Annotated in this window: 14 protein-coding genes, 1 other RNA gene and 1 pseudogene; 10 read left to right on the top strand and 6 right to left on the bottom strand. The window is 62.2% G+C overall.

Going from position 1 to position 24,105, the window contains the following annotated elements; all coding sequences use genetic code 11:
* The first annotated feature begins 110 nt into the window (after positions 1–110).
* Positions 111–758 carry a Pr6Pr family membrane protein gene (locus QTA58_RS19100; RefSeq protein ID WP_289670227.1) on the top strand — a complete coding sequence of 216 codons (648 nt, stop codon included), beginning with the start codon at positions 111–113 and terminating at the stop codon, positions 756–758.
* Positions 759–805: 47 nt separating this feature from the next.
* On the opposite strand, the gene QTA58_RS19105 is transcribed toward QTA58_RS19100, so the two are convergent.
* Together QTA58_RS19105 and QTA58_RS19110 are read right to left on the bottom strand one after the other, a co-directional pair.
* Entirely contained in the window at positions 806–1,225 is a 420-nt protein-coding gene (locus QTA58_RS19105) for a class I SAM-dependent methyltransferase (RefSeq protein WP_289670229.1), read from the bottom strand.
* A 5-nt stretch (positions 1,226–1,230) separates the two neighbouring features.
* Positions 1,231–3,720, bottom strand: coding sequence for a UvrD-helicase domain-containing protein (locus QTA58_RS19110; RefSeq protein WP_289670230.1), 2,490 nt, complete (start codon positions 3,718–3,720; stop codon positions 1,231–1,233).
* Between the two features lie 290 nt (positions 3,721–4,010).
* Between QTA58_RS19110 and QTA58_RS19115 the strand changes: the two genes are divergently transcribed.
* From QTA58_RS19115 to QTA58_RS19130, 4 genes are all read left to right on the top strand, one after another.
* Positions 4,011–5,240: an efflux RND transporter periplasmic adaptor subunit gene (locus QTA58_RS19115; protein WP_289670232.1), complete on the top strand. Its 1,230-nt coding sequence runs from the start codon at positions 4,011–4,013 to the stop codon at positions 5,238–5,240.
* A complete protein-coding gene (locus QTA58_RS19120; RefSeq protein ID WP_289670233.1) occupies positions 5,237–8,455 on the top strand; it encodes an efflux RND transporter permease subunit in 3,219 nt (1,072 codons plus the stop codon). Before QTA58_RS19115 ends, QTA58_RS19120 begins: the two co-directional genes overlap by 4 nt.
* A gap of 1,097 nt (positions 8,456–9,552) precedes the next feature.
* Positions 9,553–10,968 carry an FAD-linked oxidase C-terminal domain-containing protein gene (locus tag QTA58_RS19125; protein WP_289670235.1) on the top strand — a complete coding sequence of 472 codons (1,416 nt, stop codon included), beginning with the start codon at positions 9,553–9,555 and terminating at the stop codon, positions 10,966–10,968.
* A 75-nt stretch (positions 10,969–11,043) separates the two neighbouring features.
* Entirely contained in the window at positions 11,044–14,733 is a 3,690-nt protein-coding gene (locus tag QTA58_RS19130; protein WP_289670237.1) for an AsmA family protein, read from the top strand.
* 25 nt (positions 14,734–14,758) lie between these two features.
* Here the strand turns inward: QTA58_RS19130 and QTA58_RS19135 are convergent, their stop codons facing one another.
* The 4 genes from QTA58_RS19135 to ssrA form a co-directional block, all read right to left on the bottom strand.
* Positions 14,759–14,974: a ribbon-helix-helix domain-containing protein gene (locus QTA58_RS19135; protein WP_085424627.1), complete on the bottom strand. Its 216-nt coding sequence runs from the start codon at positions 14,972–14,974 to the stop codon at positions 14,759–14,761.
* A 112-nt stretch (positions 14,975–15,086) separates the two neighbouring features.
* Positions 15,087–15,278: a DUF4169 family protein gene (locus QTA58_RS19140; RefSeq protein WP_289670240.1), complete on the bottom strand. Its 192-nt coding sequence runs from the start codon at positions 15,276–15,278 to the stop codon at positions 15,087–15,089.
* A gap of 18 nt (positions 15,279–15,296) precedes the next feature.
* Complete coding sequence (locus QTA58_RS19145; RefSeq protein ID WP_085424625.1) at positions 15,297–15,809, bottom strand: SspB family protein; 513 nt, start codon at positions 15,807–15,809, stop codon at positions 15,297–15,299.
* Positions 15,810–15,930: 121 nt separating this feature from the next.
* Positions 15,931–16,297, bottom strand: a transfer-messenger RNA (tmRNA) gene (gene ssrA, locus QTA58_RS19150).
* A gap of 81 nt (positions 16,298–16,378) precedes the next feature.
* Between ssrA and QTA58_RS19155 the strand changes: the two genes are divergently transcribed.
* From QTA58_RS19155 to QTA58_RS19175, 5 genes and pseudogenes are all read left to right on the top strand, one after another.
* A complete protein-coding gene (locus tag QTA58_RS19155) occupies positions 16,379–16,687 on the top strand; it encodes a DUF2853 family protein (protein ID WP_085424624.1) in 309 nt (102 codons plus the stop codon).
* Positions 16,688–16,788: 101 nt separating this feature from the next.
* Positions 16,789–17,316 (top strand): annotated as a pseudogene (locus QTA58_RS19160) (thymidylate synthase); the annotation flags it as partial.
* A 183-nt stretch (positions 17,317–17,499) separates the two neighbouring features.
* Entirely contained in the window at positions 17,500–18,459 is a 960-nt protein-coding gene (gene thyA / locus QTA58_RS19165) for a thymidylate synthase (RefSeq protein WP_289670245.1), read from the top strand.
* Positions 18,460–18,695: 236 nt separating this feature from the next.
* A complete protein-coding gene (locus tag QTA58_RS19170; RefSeq protein ID WP_289670247.1) occupies positions 18,696–22,046 on the top strand; it encodes a hypothetical protein in 3,351 nt (1,116 codons plus the stop codon).
* The gene (locus QTA58_RS19175; protein WP_289670249.1) at positions 21,974–24,076 is read left to right on the top strand and encodes a hypothetical protein; all 2,103 of its coding nucleotides are present in this window, start codon (positions 21,974–21,976) and stop codon (positions 24,074–24,076) included. The genes QTA58_RS19170 and QTA58_RS19175 overlap by 73 nt, the downstream gene beginning before the upstream one ends.
* Positions 24,077–24,105: the final 29 nt, after the last annotated feature.

Consider the following 24,105-nt stretch of genomic DNA (forward strand, 5'->3'; position numbering starts at 1 on the left):
CCGACAATTGAAGGCCCGGGTATGAAGGCGGGCGGATGAGCCGGATTGCGGGAAAGAATATCCGGTACGCCGTCGATGGCGGGCTGACCATGCGGTGAGGGGAGGTGCTGATGTTTCCGGTACGCACGTCTATTCTGTCGCGCATATTCGCGGCGGTGATCGCCGTTTCGGCATGGGTCGGCATCCTGATCGAGCTGAATACGATCATGTCGAACGGCGCGACCTTGTTGCCCGCAATCTGGGCGATCTTCGGCTATTTCACCATCATCACGAATTTCCTGGTCGCCTTGCTGTTTACGCATGTCGCCATCGCAGGCTTGCGTCCCGGCCATGCCTGGGCGGCCGGCGGGCTGGCCTTGAGCATCATGCTGGTGGGTATCGTCTTCGCCCTTCTGCTGCAGGGACTGCGCGAGCTCAGCGGCGCCGGGGCTCTCGCGAATTTCCTGCTTCACAGGCTCAATCCGGTCCTGGTTCCGCTGTTCTGGCTGTCTCTCGTGCCGAAGAACACGCTGTCTTTCCGTGCCCCGTTCCAGTGGATGCTCTATCCGGTTCTCTATTTCGTCTACGCAGCCATTCGCGGCACCATCGAGGGACGATATGCCTATCCGTTCCTCGATGCGGGCAATCTCGGCTGGACACAGGTCTTCCTCAACGCCGCCGCGATCGCCATCGGCTATCTCGTCGTGGGCGCGGGAATGGTCTGGCTCGACAGGAGGTTCGTGCGGCCGGTCTTGCCAAGGCGCTGGAACGGCCGGTGAAGGGGCTTTGCAGTCAAGCAGTAGGATGAGGCCGAGGCCTGCCCCGGTTAGAGATAGGCTTCGAGGGACCTTCGCTGTCCATCCACATAAAGCGCTCCGCTTGGTGAAATCACCCGGGAAAGCCGCTTCGCAGCCAGCCTGCCGGCTTCGGGATGCCTGCCGTCCAGTGCCCCAACCCGTATTGCAAGGATCAGGTCGAAAGGCGCTTCACCAGGTTCCGGTTCAAAATCTTCAGCAGCAATGCGGCGGAACCGCAGGATGCGCGATGCCGCTTCCGAGCCGCCGATCGCCTGCCGGATCGCGGCAGCCGAGCGATCGATTCCCAGCACATAACCGGTGCCGATGCGGCGGGCGATTTCCCTGGCCGCGGCACCCGGGCCGCAACCGATCTCGAGGACGTGCATGTCGGGGCGGAGAGGTAGAGTGTCCACAATCGATCTCAGTCTCGGAGAAAGATCGCCGGCCATCTCACTCACACCCGCTCCACGAACCCTTCCAGCACCCGCTTCTGACCCGCCCGGTCGAAATCGATCGTCAGCTTGTTGCCTTCGATCGCCGAAATATTGCCGTTGCCGAACTTGATGTGGAACACCCGGTCGCCGATGGAGAATTGCGAGGGCGTGTCGGCCACGGATTTCGCCACCAGCTCGCCCTCGATCGTGCGGCCGCGCGGGCCGCTTTCGCCATAGCCGATGCGCTCCACGGCATGGCCCGAGCGCGTGCCCCAGTTGTCGCGCGTGGCGTCCGTCTGGTTGGCTTGGGCGCGTTTCCAGCCGGGCGTGGAATAGGAGTTGGCGAAGGGATCGGCCTTGTCGAAACGCGACTGGCCGTAGCCGCCCCTCCCGCCATAGCCGCCGTAATTGCTCTCGGATACGGCGACATCCACATGCGCCTGCGGCAGTTCGTCGAGGAAGCGCGACGGCATGGTGGATTGCCACAGCCCGTGGATGCGGCGGTTGGAGACGAACCAGATGTGGCAGCGCCGCTTGGCGCGGGTGATGCCCACATAGGCGAGGCGGCGTTCCTCTTCGAGGCCTGCGCGGCCGCCCTCGTCGAGCGCCCGCTGGTGCGGGAAGAGGCCTTCCTCCCAGCCGGGTAAAAAGACCGTGTCGAATTCCAGGCCCTTGGCGGAATGCAGCGTCATGATCGAGACGGCATCCATGTCCTCGTTCTGCTCGGCATCCATGACCAGCGAGACGTGTTCCAGGAAGCCGCGCATGCTCTCGAACGCTTCCATCGAGCGGACGAGCTCTTTCAGGTTTTCCAGCCGGCCGGGGGCTTCCGCCGACTTGTCGTTCTTCCACATGTCCGTATAGCCGGATTCTTCGAGGATCTGCTCGGCGAGCTCGGTATGCGGGGTCGTCTCCAGCCGCTGCTGCCAGTTCCTGAAACTCTGCACCACGTCGAACAGCGCCTTGCGCGCCTTGGGCTTCAGCTCGTCCGTCTCGATGATCTCGGCGGATGCCGCGAGCATGGGCACGTCGCGGGCGCGGGCATAGTCGTGCAGGTAGCGTACCGTCGTGTCGCCCAGGCCCCGCTTCGGGGTGTTGATGATCCGCTCGAAGGCGAGGTCGTCGGCCGGCTGGCAGACGAGCCGGAAATAGGCCATCGCGTCGCGGATCTCCAGCCGCTCGTAGAAGCGGGGGCCGCCGATCACGCGGTAGTTGAGGCCGAGCGTCACGAAGCGGTCTTCGAACTCGCGCATCTGGAAGGAGGCGCGCACCAGGATCGCCATGTCGTTCAGCGCATGCCGCTTGCCGTCGGCATCGCCGCGCTGCAGACGCTCGATCTCCTCGCCGACGGCGCGTGCCTCTTCCTCGCTGTCCCAGGCGGCATGCACCATCACCTTCTCGTCGTCGGGATCGACCCGGTCGGTGAAGAGCGTCTTTCCAAGCCGCCCCTCGTTATGGGCGATGAGATGGCCGGCGGCGCCGAGAATATGTTCGGTAGAGCGGTAGTTGCGCTCCAGCTTGATCACCTTCGCGCCCGGAAAATCCTTCTCGAAGCGCAGGATATTGTCCACTTCCGCGCCGCGCCAGCCGTAGATGGACTGGTCGTCGTCGCCGACGCAGCAGACGTTCTGCGGCGTTCCCTTCGGCCGCTGCGCGAGCAGCCTGAGCCACATGTATTGCGCCGTGTTGGTATCCTGGTACTCGTCGACGAGGATGTAGCGGAACCTGCCGTGATAGTCCTTCAGGATATCCGGGTTCTGGCGGAAGATCGCGATCGGATGGAGCAGAAGGTCGCCGAAATCGCAGGCGTTCAGCGTCTTCAGCCGCGCCTGGTAGGCGGCGTAGAGCTCGCGGCCTTTTCCGTTCGCGAAGGCGCGGGCGTCGCCTTCCGGGATATCGGCCGGCAGCAGGCCCTTGTTCTTCCAGGTGTCGATCATGCCGGCGAACTGGCGGGCCGGCCAGCGCTTGTCGTCCAGGCCTTCCGCCTGGATGAGCTGCTTGATCAGCCGGATCACGTCGTCGGTGTCGAGAATGGTGAAATCGGAGCGGAGTCCCGCCAGTTCCGCATGGCGTCGCAGAAGCTTCACGCCGATCGAGTGGAAGGTGCCGAGCCAGGGCATGCCTTCGACCGCGCCGCCGACCAGCACGCCGATGCGCTCCTTCATCTCGCGCGCCGCCTTGTTGGTGAAGGTGACGGCGAGGATCTGGCTGGGGAAGGCCCGGCCGGTCGCCAGAATATGGGCGATGCGCGTCGTCAGCACCCGCGTCTTGCCGGTGCCGGCACCCGCGAGCACGAGGACGGGGCCGTCCAGCGTCTCGACCGCCTCGCGCTGCTCCGGGTTGAGGCCGGTGAGATAGTCCGGGGCGCGGTGCTGGTCGCGGGCGGCCATGGCGCGCGCCGCAATCCCGAGGCCGCCGCCTGCGCCGGGCGGGGTCGGGGCGGGGCCTTTGCGCGGCGCCGGCTGCGGCTCCTCGTCGAAGAACGGGATGTCGTCGAAACTGTTACTCATGCGGCCAATGTAATGATTCGGACCCGAAAGACCAGAAAATGTTCCTCTTTTATTCCCAGTCTCTCCACAAGGGGAGGCTAAATTGTGGTAAGTTGATGCAGATCGCCCAGGAAAGGACCGGGTTCTGCCCTCCCGATAGGCAGACGGAGGCGGTCGGGGCAGTCAAAAAGTCTACAAAATCTTGTGAAATTACAATTTCGTAAGAATGCCGATCAGCCATTGCTTGTACATCGGCAAAAAAGGATACTCCTTCGCAAATAGGCCCGCGCGTGCCTCAACCGGAGAAGTGAATGCGGATTTGGAAACAGCTTCTGCTCAGTATCGTGGTTCTGGCTGCAGGGCTTTGTCTCTGGGTCTTCATGGTGCCGAGCGCCGGTGAGACGCTTGCCAAGATGGGCGTGCCGGGAGAGGTGATCGCCGCCATCCGTTCCGAACAGGCCCAGCCGGCGGCTATAGGCACGGCCGGCAACACCAATGCCGCGGCGCGGCAGCAGGGCCAGGGCCAAGGCCAAGGCCAGAGCGGCGCCGGCCAGGGTGGCCAGCGGGGCCAGGGCGGCGGCAATCGCGCGACGCTCGTCGTGGTGGAGCCCGTCGCGACCGGCACGGTCAACGACCGTCTGACGGCGATCGGCAGCGGCGAAGCGATCCAGTCCGTCGTCGTCATGCCGCAGGCGGCCGGCACGATCCACGAGATCATGGTCAGCTCCGGCGAAAAGGTCGTGAAGGGCCAGGTGCTTGCCCGCCTCGACGACGACGAGCAGATCATCGAGCGCGACAAGGCGCAGGTGTCGCTGAAGAGCGCCCAGGAGAAATCCGCCTCCTACAAGAACCTGCAGTCCGTTTCGCGCCTCGACGTGCTCGATGCGCAGATCGCCGAACAGGCCGCGAAGCTCGCGCTCTCCACCGCCGAACTCAACCTCAGGCGCCGCGACATCGTTGCGCCCATCGACGGCATTGCCGGCATCGTCGCGGTCAATATCGGCGACAACGTCACGACCCAGACCAGCATCGTCACCATAGACGACCGTTCGGCGATCCTCGTCGATTTCTGGGCGCCCGAGCGCTTCGCCGTCGCCATCGAACCCGGCCAGGCGGTCGAGGCGAGTTCCATCGCCCGCCCGGGCCAGGTCTTTACGGGCAAGGTGGAGGCGATCGACAACCGCGTCGATCCGGCAAGCCGCACCATGCGCATCCGCGCCCGCGTCGAAAATCCCGACGACGTCCTGCGCGCCGGCATGGCCTTCAACGTCGGCATGCGCTTTGAGGGCGAGAAATACCCGTCCGTCGATCCGCTCGCCGTGCAATGGGACGGCGAGGGCTCCTATGTCTGGCTGGTCCAGGACAACAAGTCGGTCAAGACCCGGGTGCGCGTCGTGCAGCGCAATCCGGATGCGGTCCTCGTCGAGGCGGGGCTCAACGAGGGCGACCGGGTGGTGACCGAAGGCCTGCAGCGCGTGAGGGAAGGGGCGCCCGTGCGCATCTTCGGCGCGCCGGATAAGGCAGAGGTAGCGAGCCAATGAAGATCGACCTTCCGGGCTTCGGCCATGGCGGCGCCGGCCAAGAAAAACCAGAGCACGGCGGTGGCGGGGAGAAATCCGGCCAGAGCTTCACCGCGCTCTTCGTCCGCCGGCCGATCCTTGCCGCGGTTCTGAACACGCTGCTCGTCGTCGCGGGCCTTGCCGCCCTTGCGGGCGTCGAGGTGCGCGAGCTTCCCGACGTCGACCAGCCGGTCATCACGGTCCGCACCAATTACGACGGCGCCTCGCCGCAGACGATGGACCAGGAGGTCACCCAGGTCATCGAGGGCGCGGTCGCGCGCGTCTCCGGCCTCAAGGCGCTGTCTTCCCAGTCGCAGTTCGGCTCCAGCCGCGTGACGATGGAATTCTCCGATTCCGTCGATCTCTCGGAAGCCGCCAACGACGTGCGCGATGCCGTCGGCCGCGTCGTCAACCAGCTGCCGGACGATGCCGACGAGCCCCGCATCGTCAAGGCGGATGCCGATTCCGATGCCATCATGCGTCTGGCGGTCACGTCCTCGACGCTCTCGATGGAGGACCTCACCCAGCTCGTCAACAACGAGATCGTCGACCGCCTGGCGGCCGTCGAAGGCGTAGCCGACGTCGAGCTCTACGGCGATCAGGACAAGGTGTTCCGCGTCGACGTGAACCAGGCGGCGCTTGCCGGCCGGGGCCTCACCGTCGCCGATGTCGACAAGGCGCTGCAAAGCGCGGCGCTCGACGTGCCGGCCGGTTCGCTGAAAAGCACCAGCCAGGATATCGTCGTGCGCGCCACCGCGAACCTGACGACGCCGCGCGATTTCGAGAACGTGCTGATCGCGCCGAACGTGCGCGTCCGCGACGTCGCCACCGTCTCGCTCGGCCCGGACGACGGCAGCACGGTGCTGCGCGCCAACGGCGTGCAGGGCGTCGGCCTCGGCATCATCCGCCAGGCGCAGTCGAACACGCTCAACATTTCCGACGGCGTCAAGGCGGCCGTGGACGAGATGCAGAAGACGCTGCCCGAAGGCACGCGCATCGCGATCACCGGCGACGACGCCATCTTCATCCAGGGCGCGCTGCACGAGGTGGAGATCGCGCTCATCCTGTCGGCCTCGGTCGTGCTCGTCGTCATCTTCCTCTTCCTGCGCGACTGGCGGGCGACGCTCATTCCGGGCCTCACCATGCCGGTGGCGCTGATCGGAACGCTTGTGGCGATCTACCTCGTCGGCTTCTCGATCAACATCCTGACGCTGCTCGCGATCGTTCTGGCGACCGGTCTCGTGGTGGACGACGCGATCGTCGTGCTCGAAAACATCGTCCGGCGACGGGCGGAAGGCATGGGGCCGCGCGCCGCCGCCGTGCTCGGCACGCAGGAAGTCTTCTTCGCCGTCATCGCCACGACCGCGACGCTCGCGGCCGTCTTCATCCCGCTTTCCTTCCTGCCCGGCCAGATCGGCGGTCTGTTCAAGGAATTCGGCTTCGTGCTCGCCTTCTCGGTGGCCCTGTCGTCGATCACCGCCCTGACGCTCTGCCCGATGCTCGCCTCGCGCATGCTGACCAAGCCGATCAAGGAGCATCACGGGCTGCTCGGCGCCTTCGGCAGCGCCTTTGCCCGCGTCTATGCGATCACGCTGCGGTACTGCCTCAACGCGCCGCTCGTCGTCATCGTCTTTTCGGTGATCTTCGCGATCGCCGCCTACAACGTCTTCGGCCTCGTCAAGAACGAGCTGACGCCGCGCGAGGACCGCGCGACCGTCATGCTGCGCCTCACGGCGCCGCAGGGCGTCAGCCTCGACTACACGCGCGACCAGATGCAGCGGGTCGAGGAGAACCTGAAGCCGCTGCGCGATTCCGGCGAAATCCGCAACATCTTCTCGATCTCCGGCTTCGGCAGCAACACCAACAGCGGCTTCATGGTCCTGACGCTGGCGCCGTGGGACGAGCGCACCCGCAGCCAGGACGAGATCGCCGCGGACGTGAACGCCGCGGCACAGCGCGTGCCGGCGCTCCGCGGCTTCGCCATGCAGTCGAACAGCCTGAAGATCCGCGGCGCCGGCAACGGCCTGCAGATGGCGCTGGTCGGCAACGATTACGACGTCCTGACCTCGACCGCCCAGAGGCTCGTGTCGGAAATGGAGAAGAGCCCGCTCTTCGACACGCCCCGCCTCACCAACGAGCCGACCCAGACGCAGCTCTCCGTCGCGATCGACCGCGAACGCGCCTCCGACCTCGGCATCGACATCACGGGCCTGTCGACGGCCATGCAGTCGCTGCTGGAGGGCCGTTCGGTGGTCGACGTCTTCGTCGCCGGCGACGCGCTGCCGGTGAAGCTCACCTCGACGACGCGGCCGATCGACGATCCGACCGATCTCGAAAACATCTTCCTGAAGACCGGCGACGGCAAGATCGTGCCGATGTCGACCATCGCGACCTTGAAGGAAGGGGCCGTCGCGCCGCAGCTCAACCGCGAGGAGCGCCTTGCGTCCGTGTCGATCTCGTCGGGCCTTCGCGACGGCGTCGCGCTCGGCGACGCGGTCCGGGAAATGACGGCGCTCGCCCAGCCGCTGCTGCCGGCCGGCGTGCGGCTCATTCCGATGGCGGAAGCAAAGACGCTCGGCGAGAATTCCAACGCCATGCTGCTGACCTTCGGCTTTGCGATCGCCATCATCTTCCTGGTGCTCGCCGCACAGTTCGAAAGCGTGCTGTCGTCGCTCATCATCATGTCCACCGTGCCGCTCGGGCTTGCCTGTGCGGCCATCGCGCTGGTGCTCACGGGCTCGAGCCTCAACGTCTACAGCCAGATCGGCCTCGTGCTGCTCGTCGGCGTCATGGCGAAGAACGGCATCCTGATCGTCGAATTCGCCAACCAGCTCCGCGACCGCGGGGCGGAGGTGCGGGAGGCGATCGAGACCGCCTGCGCCATGCGCCTTCGCCCGGTCATGATGACGATGATCGCCACCATCATCGGCGGCGTGCCTCTGGTTCTCGCCAAGGGCGCCGGCGCGGAAGCCCGCATCGCGCTCGGCTGGGTCATTGTCGGCGGCCTCGGCTTTGCCGTGCTCGTGACCCTCTTCATCACGCCGGTCGCCTATCTCCTGATCGCCCGCTTCGCCAAGCCGCATGTGCACGAGGAACAGCGCCTGCATCAGGAACTCGCGCATGCCTCGCGCCGCAAGGCGGAGAACTCGGATACGGAAGAGAAGGGCAAGGAAGAACCGCTGCTCGCCGCGGAGTAGCGGGCAATTGACCAGCGAACCGATTGCAGCGAAGAACGCCTGAAGCTGACGAGGCGGCGGCTCGCTCTCCCCTTCTCCCCAGCGGGGAGAAGGTGCCCGGCAGGGCGGATGAGGGGGGCGGAGCCACCATCGGGTGATGTGTTTTGCCGCGTGTACACCCCCTCATCGCCTCGCTTTGCTCGGCACTTCTCCCCGCTGGGGAGAAGAGGGCGCAAGCAGAACCCGCTCCGTCCCCCGTATGCGTATGCGGTATGCCGAATAGCGGCGCTCGTCGTTTAGGGAAGCCGCCGCCCCCATCCGATCTCCCCCCTTGTGGGGGAGATGCCCGGCAGGGCAGAGGGGGGTGCGGCGGCAGGCATCCACCGGCACTGATGGACAAAACGCAAACCCGCCTCAGCTCTATCAATCACTTGACCCCTTTCTCATCCCCGTCCTCCCGCCTCATGCCTACAATCACCCCGTCCCGCATCGGATACACCGGAAGGCGTTCCGGCGAGGCGGGGCCGGCGCGGGTGTTGAGGGGAAGACGCAAAGCCTCACCATCCGGGTTCGCGGAAAATGGTCTCCCTCCGGCGACACGGGGAGAGGTGACGGGCAGCGGACCGGCCCATCGTCTCTTGATGCCCGAAAGAGCGCGCCGGGCGTGCCTGTGCGGCACACAGGGTGGCCGAACGGATGGTTTCGCCGGACTTTTCTGTCCGTCCGCGTAAAGCGGAGAGTCCGGCGGCGGCGTCATGGATCGTTGGCGATAACTCGGTTCGCCCGGGGTCCATGCGGCATTCTCGGGTTTAACCCGAGGAGAACATCGTCCGGGAAGGCCAAGGCAGAGAGACCGAAGTCGCGGATAAAAACCGCCGAACGGGGCGCTGAGAGGTGTCACCTGTTAAACTAACATAAGAGGCAGCTTTCAGCGCCCCGTCCGACTTGAAAAATTTCCGGATCGCCAAGGGAGCATTCTGTCTTTCGTCACCCTTGGGCTTGATCCGAGGGCAAAGGGCGGTGTCCGTCCCGAGGTCGAACCCGGGGCTGTCGTTATTTCTGGACAAAGCCGGACCCGTCGCCTAACCAATTTCCGCAGTATCATGAGGAGAATGGTGATGGCAGTCAGGGACGTGAAGACGGGCCTTCGCAACGAAGAGGGCATCAGGACGGTTCTGGGCATCCTGAAACAGTCCTTCGGCGAGCGTTTCCAGACCGGCCAGTCCTTTCGCGAGCAGCACGCGCATACGACCACCTATCTGCCGGCCCAGCTTCCGGACGGCGTCGTTTTCGCCGAAAGCACGGATGATGTGAAGGCGGTCGTGAAGGCCTGCGCCGCCCACCGCGTGCCGGTCATTCCCTTCGGGACCGGATCCTCGCTGGAAGGCCAGGTCAACGCGCCGTCGGGCGGAATCTCCATCGATTTCAGCCGCATGAACAAAGTGCTTCGCGTCAGCCCCGCCGATCTTGACGTTACGGTAGAGCCGGGCATCACCCGCGAGGAGCTGAACCGGGAGCTGCGCGACACCGGCCTGTTCTTTCCGATCGATCCGGGCGCCAACGCCTCGATCGGCGGCATGACGGCGACGCGGGCCTCCGGCACCAATGCGGTGCGCTACGGCACGATGAAGGACAATGTCTTGTCGCTCACCGTGGTCACCGCCGACGGCGAGGAGATCCGCACCGCGCGGCGCGCCAAGAAGTCCTCGGCCGGCTACGATCTCACCCGGCTCTTCGTCGGCTCGGAAGGCACGCTCGGCGTCATCACCTCGATCACGCTGCGCCTCCAGGGCATCCCGGAAAAGATCGGCGGCGGGGTCTGCGCCTTCCCGACGATCAAGGCCGCCTGCGACGCCGTCATCATGACGATCCAGATGGGCATTCCCGTCGCCCGCATCGAACTCCTCGACGACGTGCAGATGCGCGCCTGCAACGCCTATTCGAAGCTCTCCTATCCGGAAAAGCCGACGCTCTTTCTGGAATTCCACGGCACGGAGGAGACGGTGGCGCTGCAATCGGCGCAGTTTTCCGAAATCGCCGCCGAATGCGGCGGCGACGAATTCCTCTGGACCGCCAACGCGGAGGAGCGCGCCAAGCTCTGGAACGCCCGGCACAATGCCTATTGGGCGAGCCGGGCGCTGGCGCCGGAGCTCGACGGGCTTTCGACCGATGTCTGCGTGCCGATCTCAAGGCTTGCCGAATGCGTCGCCGAGACCCAGGCCGATATCGTCGCGGAGGGGCTGCTCGCGCCGATCGTCGGTCACGCGGGCGACGGCAACTTCCACGTACTGGTGCTTTTCGACGGCAAGGATCCGGATTCGGTCGGCAGGGTCGAGGCCTTCATCGGGCGCCTCAACCGGCGGGCGCTTGCCATGGACGGCACCTGCACCGGCGAACACGGTATCGGCCAGGGCAAGATGGCGTTCCTGGAGGAGGAGCTCGGCGGCGCGGTCGATCTGATGCGCGCCGTCAAGAAGAGCTTCGATCCCGACGGTATCTTCAATCCGGGCAAGATCTTCCGGAGCGCCGAATGAGATGCTCCCCGAAGCTTGACTTGCCTCGGAGCCCGATGGAACTAGTCTCTTAGCGGGATCCAGGGAGACGAAACGGTGCTTGGACGCATCCTGGTGGCATTCGGCGGATTGGTGGTTGTGGCGCTGTTCACGGCGCTGCTCGCGCCGTTCTTCGTCGACTGGTCCAATTTCCGCGTCGGCTTCGAGGACCAGGCAAGCCGCATCCTCGGCAAGAAAGTTTCCGTCCACGGTGCCGTCGATGCGCGTATACTGCCGTTTCCCTCCGTCACGCTGCATGACGTGAGGGTCGGTACGGATACCGACGGCCAGCCGCTGGTGCAGGTGGCGCGCTTCTCCATGGATATGGAGCTTGCGCCCTTCCTCTCCGGCGAGGCCCGCATCTTCGACATGCGCATCGAGGAGCCGAAGGCGCGCCTGCGGGTGCTGCCGGACGGCACGCTCGACTGGATGCGCGGCAGCCGGGCGGCGATCCCCGCCCGCACGGTGGTCATCGAGGACATCCATGTCAGCGGCGGCGAGATCGACCTGATCGACGAACAGTCCGGCCAGTCGCGGCAGATCACCGGCCTTTCGGCCGATTTCTCCGCCGCGTCGCTGCGCGGTCCCTGGCGGGGCGAGGGCAATGCGACACTCGACGGCTACGAGGCGAGATTCAGCCTCGCGAGCGGCACGGCCGACAGTGAAGCCAGGCGCATGCCGTTGCGGCTGAGGCTCTGGCCGGACGCGCAGCCGGTCGAACTCAATCTCGACGGCGAGCTGACGCTAGCCGACAACAAGTCGGCCTATAACGGCAACTTCTCCCTCGCTATCCTGCAGGAGGAGGACGAGACCGAGCCGGTCACGCCGCCGCCTCCCGGACCACGGATGAAGGGCGGTTTCGAACTCACCAACGAACGCATCCGCATACCTGAATACCGGCTGGAGATCGGAGCGGCCGGCAATCCCTATGTCGTGACCGGCGAGGCGACGCTGGATACCGGCGAGAAGCCGGAATTCCTGCTGACGGCCGACGGCCAGCAGATCGACGTGAACCAGATCGGCGAGGGCGTCCAGACCAAGACCGGTCGCGATCCCGCCGTATCTGCGCAGCGCCGCATTAACAATTTCATCCAGATGGCGGCATCGATCCCGATCCCGCAGGTGCCGGGCCGCGCCAGCCTGAAACTGCCGGCGATCGTGGTGAACGACACGACCATACGCGACATCCGGCTCGATGTCCGCCCCGCCGGGCGCGGCTGGACGGTCGACAACGTCGTGGCGACCCTGCCGGGCCGCACCCAGCTCGAAGCCAAGGGCAGCCTCGTGCTGCGCGACCGGTTCTCCTTCGTCGGCGATATGCTGGTCGCCTCCAACCAGCCGTCCGGGCTTGCGGACTGGCTGTCGGGAAGCGTCGCGCCCGAAATCCGCCAGCTCCGCTCCGCCGGCTTTTCGGCCAAGGTCAACCTGACGCCGGAGCTGCAGCGTTTCGAAACGCTCGAACTGGCGATCGGGCCGGCGACGCTGAGAGGCAGGCTGGAGCGCCAGTCGCAGCAAGGGCACGTGCCGGACCTTTCGGTGAGCCTTGCCGGCAACGAGATCGATATCGACGCCATGCGGGCGCTGGCTTCGCTGTTCACGGGCGACGATGCGGGGCAGGACGTGCTCGATCATCGGGTTGCCGCGACGCTGAAGGCCGACCGGTTTACGGCCTTCGGGGTCGCCGCCGACAATGTCGATACGGCCTTCACCATGGCCGGGGGCGTGCTCTCGCTGGAGCGGCTGGCTGTCGGCGATGTGGAGGGGGCGACGATCGCCGCGAAGGGCAGGGTGGAAGGCTCGCTGCTTTCCTATGCCGGCAACGGCACCTTGAGCTTCCGCTCCGCCGATCCGGCGGCATTCCTCGCCATGCTGCGCGACCGGCTGCCGCCCCATCCGGTGTTGCGGCGGCTTGCCGGAAACGCCGCGTGGTTCGCCAATACCGACCTGACCGCCGACCTTTCGGTCGACGGAGATACCGGCGGAGTGGAGGTCGCGCTCAAGGGCAAGTCCAATGGCAGCACGGTGAACGGCGACCTCAAGCTTCCCGGTCTGCTCGACCTGACGGGCGGCACCGGCATGACGCTCGATGCGTCGCTTGAGAATCCCGAGGCGCGGGTTCTCCTCGGCCAGGCGGGGCTCGATCCGCTGCCATTCGACGGAGACGGGGCGGGACGGCTCGCGCTCAACATCGAACAGGGTTCCGAAGGAGCGGCGAAAGCCGGGCTCTCATTTGCGACCGGCCGGACCTCCTTCGATGCGAAGGGCGAGGTGAACCTCCGGAACGAGGGTTTTGGCGAGGGCAGCGGCCACGTGACGCTGAAGAGCGCCGATCTGGAGCCCTATCTGCTGATGAACGGCATCGGTCTGCCGCAGTTCGGAACGGGCCTGCCGGTCACGCTCGACGCGGATGTCGCCATGACCACCGATGCGGTCAGGGTCGCGGGGCTCAAGGGCGCTGTGGCGGACAACGATTTCGGCGGCGAGATCGCCATCGACCGGAAGGCGCCGGGCCTGCCGGCCTCGGGTTCCCTCAAGGTCGATACGCTCGACCTCGCCTGGCTTGGCGAGGCGGTCTTCGGCGCCACCAGCGATCCTGCGACCGGCGCCTTTTCCTCGAAACCGTTCGGCTCGCCGATCTTCGGCGATACGGATGTCGCCCTCGACGTCAATGCGGGCCTCTTCCGCACCGGCGCGTTCGGGGACGTGGCGGATTTCTCCGCAAAAATTACCCATCGCAGCGGCGGGATCACCATCGAGAATGCCGGAGGCAGCTGGCAGGGCGGAAGACTGACCGGCCGCGTGATGATGTCGAACGGCGACGGCAGCGGGCTTCTGCAGATGCGGCTCTCGGCGGAAGATGCCGATCTCGCGCCGCTCGTCTGGAAGGCTCAGGGCAAGCCGGTCGCTGGCGGAAAGCTGGATTTCGACCTTTCCGCCGAATCGACCGGCCGGAATCTCGCCGAGCTTCTCGGCGCGGCCAGCGGTTCGGCCGAGCTGCGGCTGAAGGGGCTGACCGTCAGCGGCATCAATGCCGACGCGCTGAAGCCGCTGATGGCCGAGGTGGACAAGCTCGGCGGCGAGGTGACGGAAGACAAGGTCCGGCCGCTCGTCGCCGGCCTGGTGCATCGGGGCGGCGTCGACATCGGCGACGTGACCATTCCCTTCACCATCACGGCGGGCGAGGCCCGGGCCCAGAATATCGCCGCTTCGGCCGGTACGACAAAGTTTCTGGGGGAGGGCCGCTTCGATCTCCTGGAAGACGGCATGAGCGCCGGGCTCGCCATCACCTACGATGCCGGGGAGGAAGGGCTTGCGGGCGGCGATCCGACCGTGAGGCTCGACTATTCGGGCGATCTCGCCGCACCCGCGAAACACATCGACATCGCGGCCATGACCAATTTCCTGTCGCAGCGCGCCTTCGAGCAGGAGCGGCGGCGCGTCGAGACGCTGCAGGCGAGCGTCCTGGAAAAACAGCGTCTGCGTCGCGAAGCGGCGCTCTACAATTTTCAGGCCGCCGAACGGCAGGCGGCGCGCGAGAAGGCGGAGGCCGAGGAGCGGACCCGGCAGGCGGCGGAGGCCGAACGCCAGCGGCAGCAGGCCGCGGCCCGCGCAGCGCAGGAGGAGCGCCAGCGGCAGAACAACAGCGAACCGCAGCTGATCGTGCCGCCCACCGAAGGCGCCCTGCGCCAGACCTTGCCGGAAATCCTTCCACCGGAGGTACCGAACCTGCCGGGCGTCCAGCGCTGATTTGACGGCATGCCGGCCCGAAGGCTCAAGCCGCCTTCTTCTTGAGCCAGATCAGCACATGGACGCGCAGCGCCGAGGAAAGATTGCTGTCCGGTCCGCGCTGATCGTCGATTTCCGCGATCAGGTTTGCGAGGCTGATCCCGCGTTGAACGGCGATCGCCTTCAGTTCGAACCAGAATTCGTCTTCGAGGGAAAAGCTGGTGCGATGACCATGAAGCGTCGCGGAATGTTTACGAATCAACAAGCTCTCCGGCCGTCGGGAACAAATGCGCGCTTATTCAAACCGCCGCGCCTTCGCCGTCAAGCTGGCCGGTCCGGGCTTGGCTAACAGAGGGTTAACGGGTGTCCGGATGTCATTCCTTGCGGGGATTTTCCAGCCGGCCCTGATCGAGCGCCTTGTCGGCCTTCTCGTTGCGCGCCTTGGTGAGCGACTTTTCCGCCTTGCTGCGGCCGAAGGTGATTCGGTTCTGCTCCGCGTCCTTTTCCTTTTCGAGCCGGGCCTTGCCCTTGCGGAACTGACGCAGGTTGACGATCTCGGCGCTCATGGGGATAGCGCCTCCGCGCTACTGCTTCTTGCGGAAGGAATCGAGAGAAACCACCGATCCGGGCTTCTTTTCCTCGTCGGTCTTGGTCTTGGCTTCGGCTTCCGCGGGCTTCGAGACGGCCTCGACCGGAATGGCGGTGATCTCGGCGGAGGTGCTGTCGTCCTCCTCCGACAGCGGCACTTCGAATTCGAGCTCGAAATTCACCGAGGGATCATAGAAGCCGCGGATCGTGTTGAAAGGCACGACCAGACGTTCCGGCGTGTCGGAGAAGGAGAGGCCGACCTCGAACTGCGTCTCGGTGACCTTGAGGTCCCAGAACTGGTGCTGGATGACGATGGTCATCTGTTCGGGATATTTCGCCTTCAGGTGCTGCGAGATGCGCACGCCGGGGGCGCCGGTCAGGAAAGTGATGAAGAAATGGTGGTCGCCGGGCAGGCGGCCGGTCGCCGCGACCTCGGACAAAACCTTACGGATGACGCCGCGCAGCGCGTCCTGCGCCAGAATATCGTAACGGATATGATCCTGCCCCATACGGTCCTGTCTTTCCCATTCTCTCGTCTTTTAGTCAGACGCGTTATGCCATGCCGACCGGATGCGGGAAAGCCCCGCTCACGATCCGAGTCAGTTCCATAGTATTCGACTGGGGAGCGAAGGTGAAGGCTTCTGTTGCCAGGTGCCTTCGGACCCCGCCTCAAGGTGCTAACCAAGAGGACTTCAGAGCGGAATTCCCGCACCGCCATTAGGCAGCGAGAGCGTATTCCTTAGCGTTGTTGTCGTTTGCAACTACACTTTTTGACCCGATAACGGTGGTATCATGCCGAGCAAAAGTTCGATCTTTACACCCTTGTCGATCCTATTTCGCCCCCATCAGAAGCCGGTCCTGGGTGACCGGTTTTTGGTGGAGGCGCCGGGTACCGCCCCCGGGTCCAATAGGTTTATTGCACCGACCGTTTATTGCCATAGCCGGACGGGTGTCCGGCATCCCTCATATAGGATTTTCCCTCGCGTATGAAAAGGGGTTGCGTAACATTCGCAATCGCTTCTACAACAACATTTGTTAGGGGTCTCTGAAATGGGCGCCTTTTTTAGAGGAGAGGGACATGAGCGAATATTTTGATGATGTGAAGAAGTATGACAGCGCTGCCGACGAGGCGGTGGTGGGCAAGATCGTCAAGCATCTCGGCATCGCGCTGCGCAACCGGGATTCTTCGCTCGTCTCGGCGAGCGACGAGAAGGAGCTCGAGCGGGTCAAGGCCAACTGGTGCGGCAAGAAGCTCGGCGTCAACGGCGAAGCGGCCGACAAAGCGGTCAACGCCGCCGCCAAGGCCATGGCCGCCGACAGGACCAAATCGCGCGTGACCTTCTACTATCTGGTCGCCAAGGAGCTCGGCAAGCTCGATACGCTCTGAGCGTTTCCGGTAAAATCTCGGGGAAAGCCGAGGGAGGAGATTGGTCGGGCCGTCCTGTGCTATTATGTAATTCCATGATTATGGAATCGGCGGCCTGACCCATGAAACAATATCTCGACCTTCTCCGGCATGTGATGGAAACCGGTATCGACCGCGGCGATCGCACCGGCAAGGGCACGCGGTCGGTTTTCGGCTACCAGATGCGCTTCGACCTGAACGAGGGCTTTCCGGTCCTCACGACCAAGAAGCTGCATCTGAAATCGATCATCCACGAGCTGCTCTGGTTCCTGAAAGGCGATACCAACATCGCCTACCTCAAGGAAAACGGCGTCTCGATCTGGGACGAATGGGCCGACGAGAACGGCGATCTCGGTCCCGTCTACGGCGCCCAGTGGCGCTCCTGGCCGGCGCCGGACGGCCGCCATGTCGACCAGATCGCCCAGTTGATCGAGGGATTGAAGGTCAATCCCAATTCCCGACGGCATATCGTTTCGGCCTGGAACCCGGCGCTTGTCGACGAAATGGCGCTGCCGCCCTGCCACTGCCTGTTCCAGTTCTACGTGGCCGACGGCAAACTCTCCTGCCAGCTCTACCAGCGCTCCGGCGACGTCTTTCTCGGTGTGCCATTCTTTTCCGACATCAAGTCTGTATCTTCGGGACTAACTAATTGGTTCCGAAAGGTTATCCCGTCTTCCTCTCCGGTATCGGTACTCGCTCCAATTTGATCCGGTCACGGCGAGAATGCATTTGATGACTTGCGCGTTTTTCCGGCCGTCGTCAGACTGTTTCTAACGCCATAGGAATTGCACAACATGCCTCGCCATCCCGAGTATCAATATCTCGACCTGATAGAGCATCTCCTCGAAAAGGGTGATCGCCGGATCGACCGAACAGGTGTCGGAACCCTCTCCACTTTTGGAGCAATGATGCGGTTTGATCTGTCTGACGGGACCTTTCCCGTCTACACGACGAAGCGCGTATATTGGAAAACAGCTGTGAAGGAGATGCTCTGGTTCCTGACGGGGCAAACCAACATCCAGTCCTTGCTTCGTGAGAACGTGAATATTTGGACGGATTGGCCGCTAGACAAATATCGAAAGGCGACGGGCGAGGACATTTCGCAGAAAGACTTTGAAGCGAAGATTCTCGCTGACGATGACTTTGCCGCCAAATGGGGTGACCTTGGTCCGGTCTATGGCAAGCAATGGCGACGTTGGCTTGCGAACGGGGTCGAATATGATCAGGTCGCGACCTTGATTGAGACACTGCGGACGAACCCGGCCAGCCGCAGGATGTTGTTCCACGCCTGGAACGTCGCTGAACTCGATCAGATGGCGTTGGCACCGTGTCATATGACCTACCAGTTTTACGTCAGTGAGATGGGGGAAGGCGCAAATGGCAATACGGACCCGAGCGCGTTGACCGATGCGAGCGCTGGAAAGCGCGGCAAGCTCAGCCTTCTCGTTGGGCAGAGATCTTGCGACGTTGGCTTGGGGAATCCATTCAATGTGACTCAGGAAGCGGCCCTTCTACATATGATTGCGCAGCAGGTCGACATGGTCCCAGGCGAGCTCATTTGGGTCGGTGGCGATGTCCATCTGTATCTGAACCACCTTGACTTGGCACGGACAATCCTAAGCCGCGAACCCAGACCGTTCCCGAAGCTTCGTCTCAAGAGACGACCAGCATCGATCGACGACTACACAATCGATGACTTCGAGGTCACGGGTTATGATCCACATCCGGCAATCGAGGCACCGGTGGCCGTTTGATACAGCACCGTCTCCGACGAGGGTGCCATACATCAAAAGGCGATCCAGGTTCTGGTGAGCTGAAACGGTGACTTCGTTAGGAGTCTGGAAAGCATACCGGAAAATTAGCAAAAGCTAATCGACCCGTCCTGGTACTGGTCGCTTGCTTGCGCGCGGAATGCAACCGGCAATTTGATACCAATTGTAAACAACTGAAACTTAGGCCTGGATGTGTCGATCCGGGACAGGGCGAACGTATGCGCAAAAAAGGTCAAGATATCAAAGGAAGAAGCCGCCTCGCGGACAACGCGCAGCTGGAGTTCTCGGATGTTGTCAACGCACAGATGTCGTCGGAAGTTCTCGTAGAAGATGCACGGAATTTTGGGAGGCAGCTTCAGTCTGCTCCCTCCGATCGGAACGACATTGGTTCAGCCGACCTCGCTCCGACGCGAACACTCACCCGGGCTTCGCTCGATCTTCAGTCTGGGCTTCCCAACCTCGTGCCGGAGACGGGCGACATGCATGAACTCTTCGCCGGAGAAGCGTCACAATGCGACATCACTGCCTCTCTGGACAATGAAGAACGAGCTTCATCGGGGCACGGCGTGGAACCGTGTGGCGACCTGATCGCACGTTTTCCTTCACTTGCCGCTCATCAGAACTATCGGCCAACAACGACAAAAGGTAAGTTGGTTGCTTGCCTCAACGAGTGTCTGCATGCGGGACGGATTCCTCGCTCCAAACGCGACCCGACGCAAATCAGTCGCGTCTTCTTCGCTCAGAAGGTGGGTGTAACCCACGGAATGCTCGGGCATCTAAGATACATCCTCGAAACCTACGAGGCTGTATTGGAGCATGTCGAGCCGCTGTCGTCATTGCCGGACGCGCCAAAGTTCGGAGCGGATCCCGAGCACGGCGAGCCGATGGACGACGCGGCACTCTATGTCGTTTCACTGTACCCTGAGCTTCTGAAGCACCAGCATTACGCAGTCGACAGTACGGCGAGAGCGATTGTTCGGATCCTGAACCTGCAGCTTGTGAGCGGTGGTTTGGAGCGGAGCAGGGGCGGAAAAATCAGTCGTCGGGCAATTACAAGTCAACTTGGGCTGAGTGGCACAGCAACTGTGCCTTATTTGCCTATTCTGGTTGACTACGAAGATGCCGTTGGCGGCAAAGAGTCTGTTCACGAAGCCAATATTCCCGCCATGCGCTCTTGGCTGGAAGAGCAGTTCGATGCTGGAACACTCGAAACACGAGATGGCAAAGTCAGCCGTAAGCAATTTACCGATCACTTTGGTCTGCCGCAAAACACGTTGATCTTTCTTCGTTACCCGAGAATTGGGGCCGTTATGGAGGAGATGGACGACCGCATTAGGTCCACGGGATACGTTCCCGGTCCAATACGAGAGAGACTTGAGGCCCTCGAAGCGATACTTGCTGACGATCCTCCGGTCAGCAAAGATGGCCGTTCGATACACCGAAAAGAAGTCGCGAAACTCATTAGAATCCCCCAAGGAAACCTCAGACGCTTCCCTTTTGCGGAGCGCCTGCGTGACGCCGACATTGGTATAGTCAAGAGCCTGGAGGAGGATCCACTAACTGCCTTTGCGGGCGGCCGGATATTCAAGTTCCGATGCCTCGTTGAGCAAGGTTGGCCGGAAACGTATGCTATCCGGGCCAAAACCTGCTTCGAACGCTTGTACCGGACTAAGAAGAAGGAGGAGGCGAAAACCTGTTTTGCGAGCTTGATCGAACTGTTTGCGTTCTTGGCTGGCCACGGCTCGCAATACTGCCGGTCTCTGTTCCACGGTCTGGGCAACGGAGTTCGTCCAAATTCCTTGCGCCGCGAGTTCACGATGGCCGCGCAGGAGTATCGAGAATACCTCAGAGCAGCGAACGAAAACACGGACACATGTAATGCTAAGATTAGCGTCACGAACGGCATTATCCGTAAGCTGAGCGCCGACTCCATTCTTCCATCGCTTACGCTGTACCTGATCCAATATAGAAGCGATAAAAAAAACCACGGCAAGACTGTTGCCGAAGCAGTCGAAAGCCAAGACGGAAAGCGCTCGAAGCCTCACGTCGACGACTATCTGATGTTTGCGACTTCAATGCTCAAGCAGGCGGCCGAGCTTCGACAAATCGAATTGAGTAGCCTTGACCAAAGTGATTTCAACAAGGTTCTTCGCGAGGAGCTTGAGAGGGAGCAATTTACGGCGGCTGATAATCCGGCCACGTTGATCCTGCGTGTGTTGGAACGCCGTCTTACCCTTATCAGGAACGCCGCATGGGCAATGGTGCAGGAGGGCCAGCGGCTTCTGGAGCACGGGCAGGAATTGCTCGAGCGGGGGAAAGACCCTGGGGAATTGTTCGATGTAATCGTTCGAAAGGGAAGGATTAGCGAACCCGTTCGGGTGAGGCTCTTGCATGAGCATTTCCCCGACGTGCATGACCGTGACCAGGGCATTGCAAACCTCTTGAGGGTCGTGGCCGACCGGTATAACTGGATTTATCCGTCCAACAAGGATGGACGTTCCGAGGGTCAATTTTTCCAAAAGAGGGCCCTGAAGTATGGCGGAGCGAAGACGTTACAGGCCTACCTGATCCCTTCGCAGGATACGATGGCCGCGGTTCTCACACTGTACCTCCTGGAATCCGGCAGCAACGTCTCCGTCGGTCGCACGCTTTATTTCGATTGCATTGAAACGACTGAGGAGCCGCATCATTCGAAAGTGACAGGCTACAAGGCTCGTGCAGGCGGCAAACCGATTTTCGCTGTCATGGAGGATCGGTGCGAGGCGGTGAAGGCCATGAAGTGGCTCCAAGAGGCCGTGGGCCGAATTCCCGAATTGGATCCAGAGACCAGAAAGCAGCTTTTCATCTCCCGTGGCGTTGGTGAAGAGATCAAGCTCATTGAGGAGTTTACGTATCGCGCGGCGTTCAAGCGGCTGATCGAGACGATCCCGGAGCTGGCAAACCTAACGCTTACCCCGAACATGATCAGACCGTCCGTCCTGCTGAAGGCGGCCTTGGAGGCTGGGGGGCTCACGAGGCTATCGAGGGCGATGGGACAGCAGAGCCTGCAGGTGCACGAGGGCTACGTCAACAAGTATCCGATGAGGTTTTTGCGCGATACCGAGATCTACCACTTCCACCATGCGCTTGAGACCGCCGTCGTCAGCGGTATTGAGAACGCCCACGAGATACTGGGTGTTGACGTCGATGGCATGGCTCGCCGTATCGAGTCCGTCATGAAGACGGGCCTGGGCACGCTCTGCAAAAACCAGAAAGGTCGCCCTGGCAACGATGGCGCAGTGTGCACTTCGATTGACTGCTGGAATGATTGTCCGCAGTTGATTGTCATCGCCAAGAAGGAAGAGATCGCAATTCTGCAAATCTGGCAGCATTCCCTACGATTGGTCGAAGGGGATTGGATCCGTGATCAACCGGAGCGGTGGGAGCGTGTGTGGCTTCCTTGGTTGTGCTTCGTTGATGCCGTTGAGGTGAAGATGCGCAGCACGTTTGGCCCGGTATGGAAGGCGGCTACGGCTATCTCCGAGAAAATTATTGCGAACCCGAATTTCCAACCGATGAGGCTTTTCTGATGCCGGTACAATTGCTAGCGAAGCCTCTTGGTAAACGTCACCAAGCAGTAGACCCGAAAGACCGCCGACGCGCCTGGCTGAGCGCTTACGAAGACACAAAGTGGGTGCTAGGCGACTCACCGGGTTGTGGAAGCGACGAAAAAACAGTCGATTTCGACGTCCGGATGGCAGATGGACGGTCGCTCATCTATCACACTGAACTTTACAATAGTGCGAAAGAGCTGCTCTTCTGGATTCGCGCTGGAAACTACACGCGCTTCGACGATGCTTACAGGCATAAGCAGTACGCTGAAACGATGCTGAGGCTTTGCTACGGTCTCACGTCGAGGGGCTTCTATTCCTTCGCGGCCCTGACCTCTATCGACATCGATATCATTTGTGAAGAAGCCGCATTTGGCGTCGACGGGCTCACCGGTGCATCGGCATTGGTGAGGAAGATGCTGGGGCAGTATCACAGCTGGGAAGACGTGCCTCCCGAGCTGCGAACGCGGGACGCTTTTCACGAGGCGGATGTCATTTTCAATCTCAACCTGCCCCCGAAATGGGCTCTGCCGGAGGTCCGTTCCGAAATCGAAGCAGCAACCGCGCGTATCAACGGAAAGACCATCGTTTCGCTCGCTGCGCTTAAAGACGAGCCGATCACAAACCAGAACGTTCAGCTTGTCACAATGCTGTTCGAGGGTCTCTTCGCTTTGCGCGATTTCATCGAAGCGACGTCAATTTCGTTTCGACCGTTTCCAGAAGGAGCGGCGCAGCGTGCATTCAACTTGGGCCGGGGCACCACCAGAACACCTGTTCCGCCCCCGGAACTAGCCATGCGCCTCCTGGAAAACACTACACGCTACCTGGTGGACCATGTTGACCACGTCGTTAAGTCCTATCATGACGCTCTCAGTTCGCGCGGAAGTGAGGGATGGTATGCGCGAGCGTTGGAGGTTGGCACACAGGTGCGAAGCATCGTCACCGCAGCCTACATCCTGATCGCAGCCTTCACCGCTCGTCGTGCAGAAGAGATAAAAATGCTTCGACGCGATTGCACTGCTGGCAATGACAGCGACGGCTGGTGGATGAAAGTCTACATCGAAAAGACCGAACGCCAGTGGACCTGGATTCCGGTGCCAGGCCTCGTGGCTCGCGCGTTCAACGCGGTGCGTTCTCTCACTCCTGATAGTGAGGTCGATCCGGATGCTGACTTGTTTCAGTTCCACGACATCGCGCAAAACAAGGTTGTCAATCTGTATCCCGAGAACCTTTTGGATACTTTCGCGGAATCGATTGGTGCCCGCGAGTATGCGAACGACAACACGAAGAAAACCCAGACGTGGACTTGGGTCACCAGACAATTCCGCCGCTTGTTCGCTGTCATCTTCTTCTATCGCTACAGGGGCAAGATCAAGACGCTCGCCCATCATCTTCGCCATTTCGATTCTAGGATGACGAACGACTACGTCACGTTGGATCCAGACATTCACAAGCTCTGGGACCAGGAGGTCTGGCACCATCAGATCGAGATCGCCAGGGAAATTGTTGATGGCCGCGTCACCTATAAGGGTCCAATGGGCAAGCGTCTGACCACGTTGGTCAAGCGTCTGCGTGAAAAGTTCTCTTCTCAGGTCAAGGTTGTCAGCGAGGCTGCGGGGGCAGCCGTAGTGCGCCATCTTCAAATAACTGAAGGGGCTGTGGTCCGGCAGATCAGGAAAAACCAGCTCGTTTTGACCCCGAAGCTCTGGGTGACTTGCTCGTGCCCACGTAACCGTAAGGGCTGCGAAAAGGCGGCCTGTCGGAAGGCGGCTGGGTACAATGACAATGATGTCGGACCGGACTTCGCTGCGGCCGGGCCGACCGTTTGCCCAGAATGCCCGTTCGCCCTTATCGGCCCCGAGAACATTGCCTATATCGAAGAACAAGCGCAGGCGATGTCTGCCAGTGCCCAGGCATCCGCAGAGTACGGCAATTCGATCTTCGCGTCGTTGCAGGCCGCGAATGTCGTCAAAATCACGGGGTTCTTGGAGGACCTCAAGGCCGCGTGACAGGCGCGGCCCGCCGGGACATGGAGGGC

The organism is Neorhizobium sp. CSC1952, assembly GCF_030378245.1.
Lineage (GTDB): Bacteria > Pseudomonadota > Alphaproteobacteria > Rhizobiales > Rhizobiaceae > Neorhizobium > Neorhizobium oryzae_A.

Coding starts and splice junctions, on each gene's coding strand:
- QTA58_RS19120 (WP_289670233.1), top strand. CDS start 5,237: ATGAAGATCGACCTTCCGGGCTTCGGCCATGGCGGCGCCGGCCAAGAA.
- QTA58_RS19125 (WP_289670235.1), top strand. CDS start 9,553: ATGGCAGTCAGGGACGTGAAGACGGGCCTTCGCAACGAAGAGGGCATC.
- QTA58_RS19145 (WP_085424625.1), bottom strand. CDS start 15,809: ATGGGGCAGGATCATATCCGTTACGATATTCTGGCGCAGGACGCGCTG.
- QTA58_RS19110 (WP_289670230.1), bottom strand. CDS start 3,720: ATGAGTAACAGTTTCGACGACATCCCGTTCTTCGACGAGGAGCCGCAG.
- thyA (WP_289670245.1), top strand. CDS start 17,500: ATGCCTCGCCATCCCGAGTATCAATATCTCGACCTGATAGAGCATCTC.
- QTA58_RS19155 (WP_085424624.1), top strand. CDS start 16,379: ATGAGCGAATATTTTGATGATGTGAAGAAGTATGACAGCGCTGCCGAC.
- QTA58_RS19105 (WP_289670229.1), bottom strand. CDS start 1,225: ATGGCCGGCGATCTTTCTCCGAGACTGAGATCGATTGTGGACACTCTA.
- QTA58_RS19140 (WP_289670240.1), bottom strand. CDS start 15,278: ATGAGCGCCGAGATCGTCAACCTGCGTCAGTTCCGCAAGGGCAAGGCC.
- QTA58_RS19175 (WP_289670249.1), top strand. CDS start 21,974: ATGGAAGGCGGCTACGGCTATCTCCGAGAAAATTATTGCGAACCCGAA.
- QTA58_RS19115 (WP_289670232.1), top strand. CDS start 4,011: ATGCGGATTTGGAAACAGCTTCTGCTCAGTATCGTGGTTCTGGCTGCA.
- QTA58_RS19100 (WP_289670227.1), top strand. CDS start 111: ATGTTTCCGGTACGCACGTCTATTCTGTCGCGCATATTCGCGGCGGTG.
- QTA58_RS19170 (WP_289670247.1), top strand. CDS start 18,696: ATGCGCAAAAAAGGTCAAGATATCAAAGGAAGAAGCCGCCTCGCGGAC.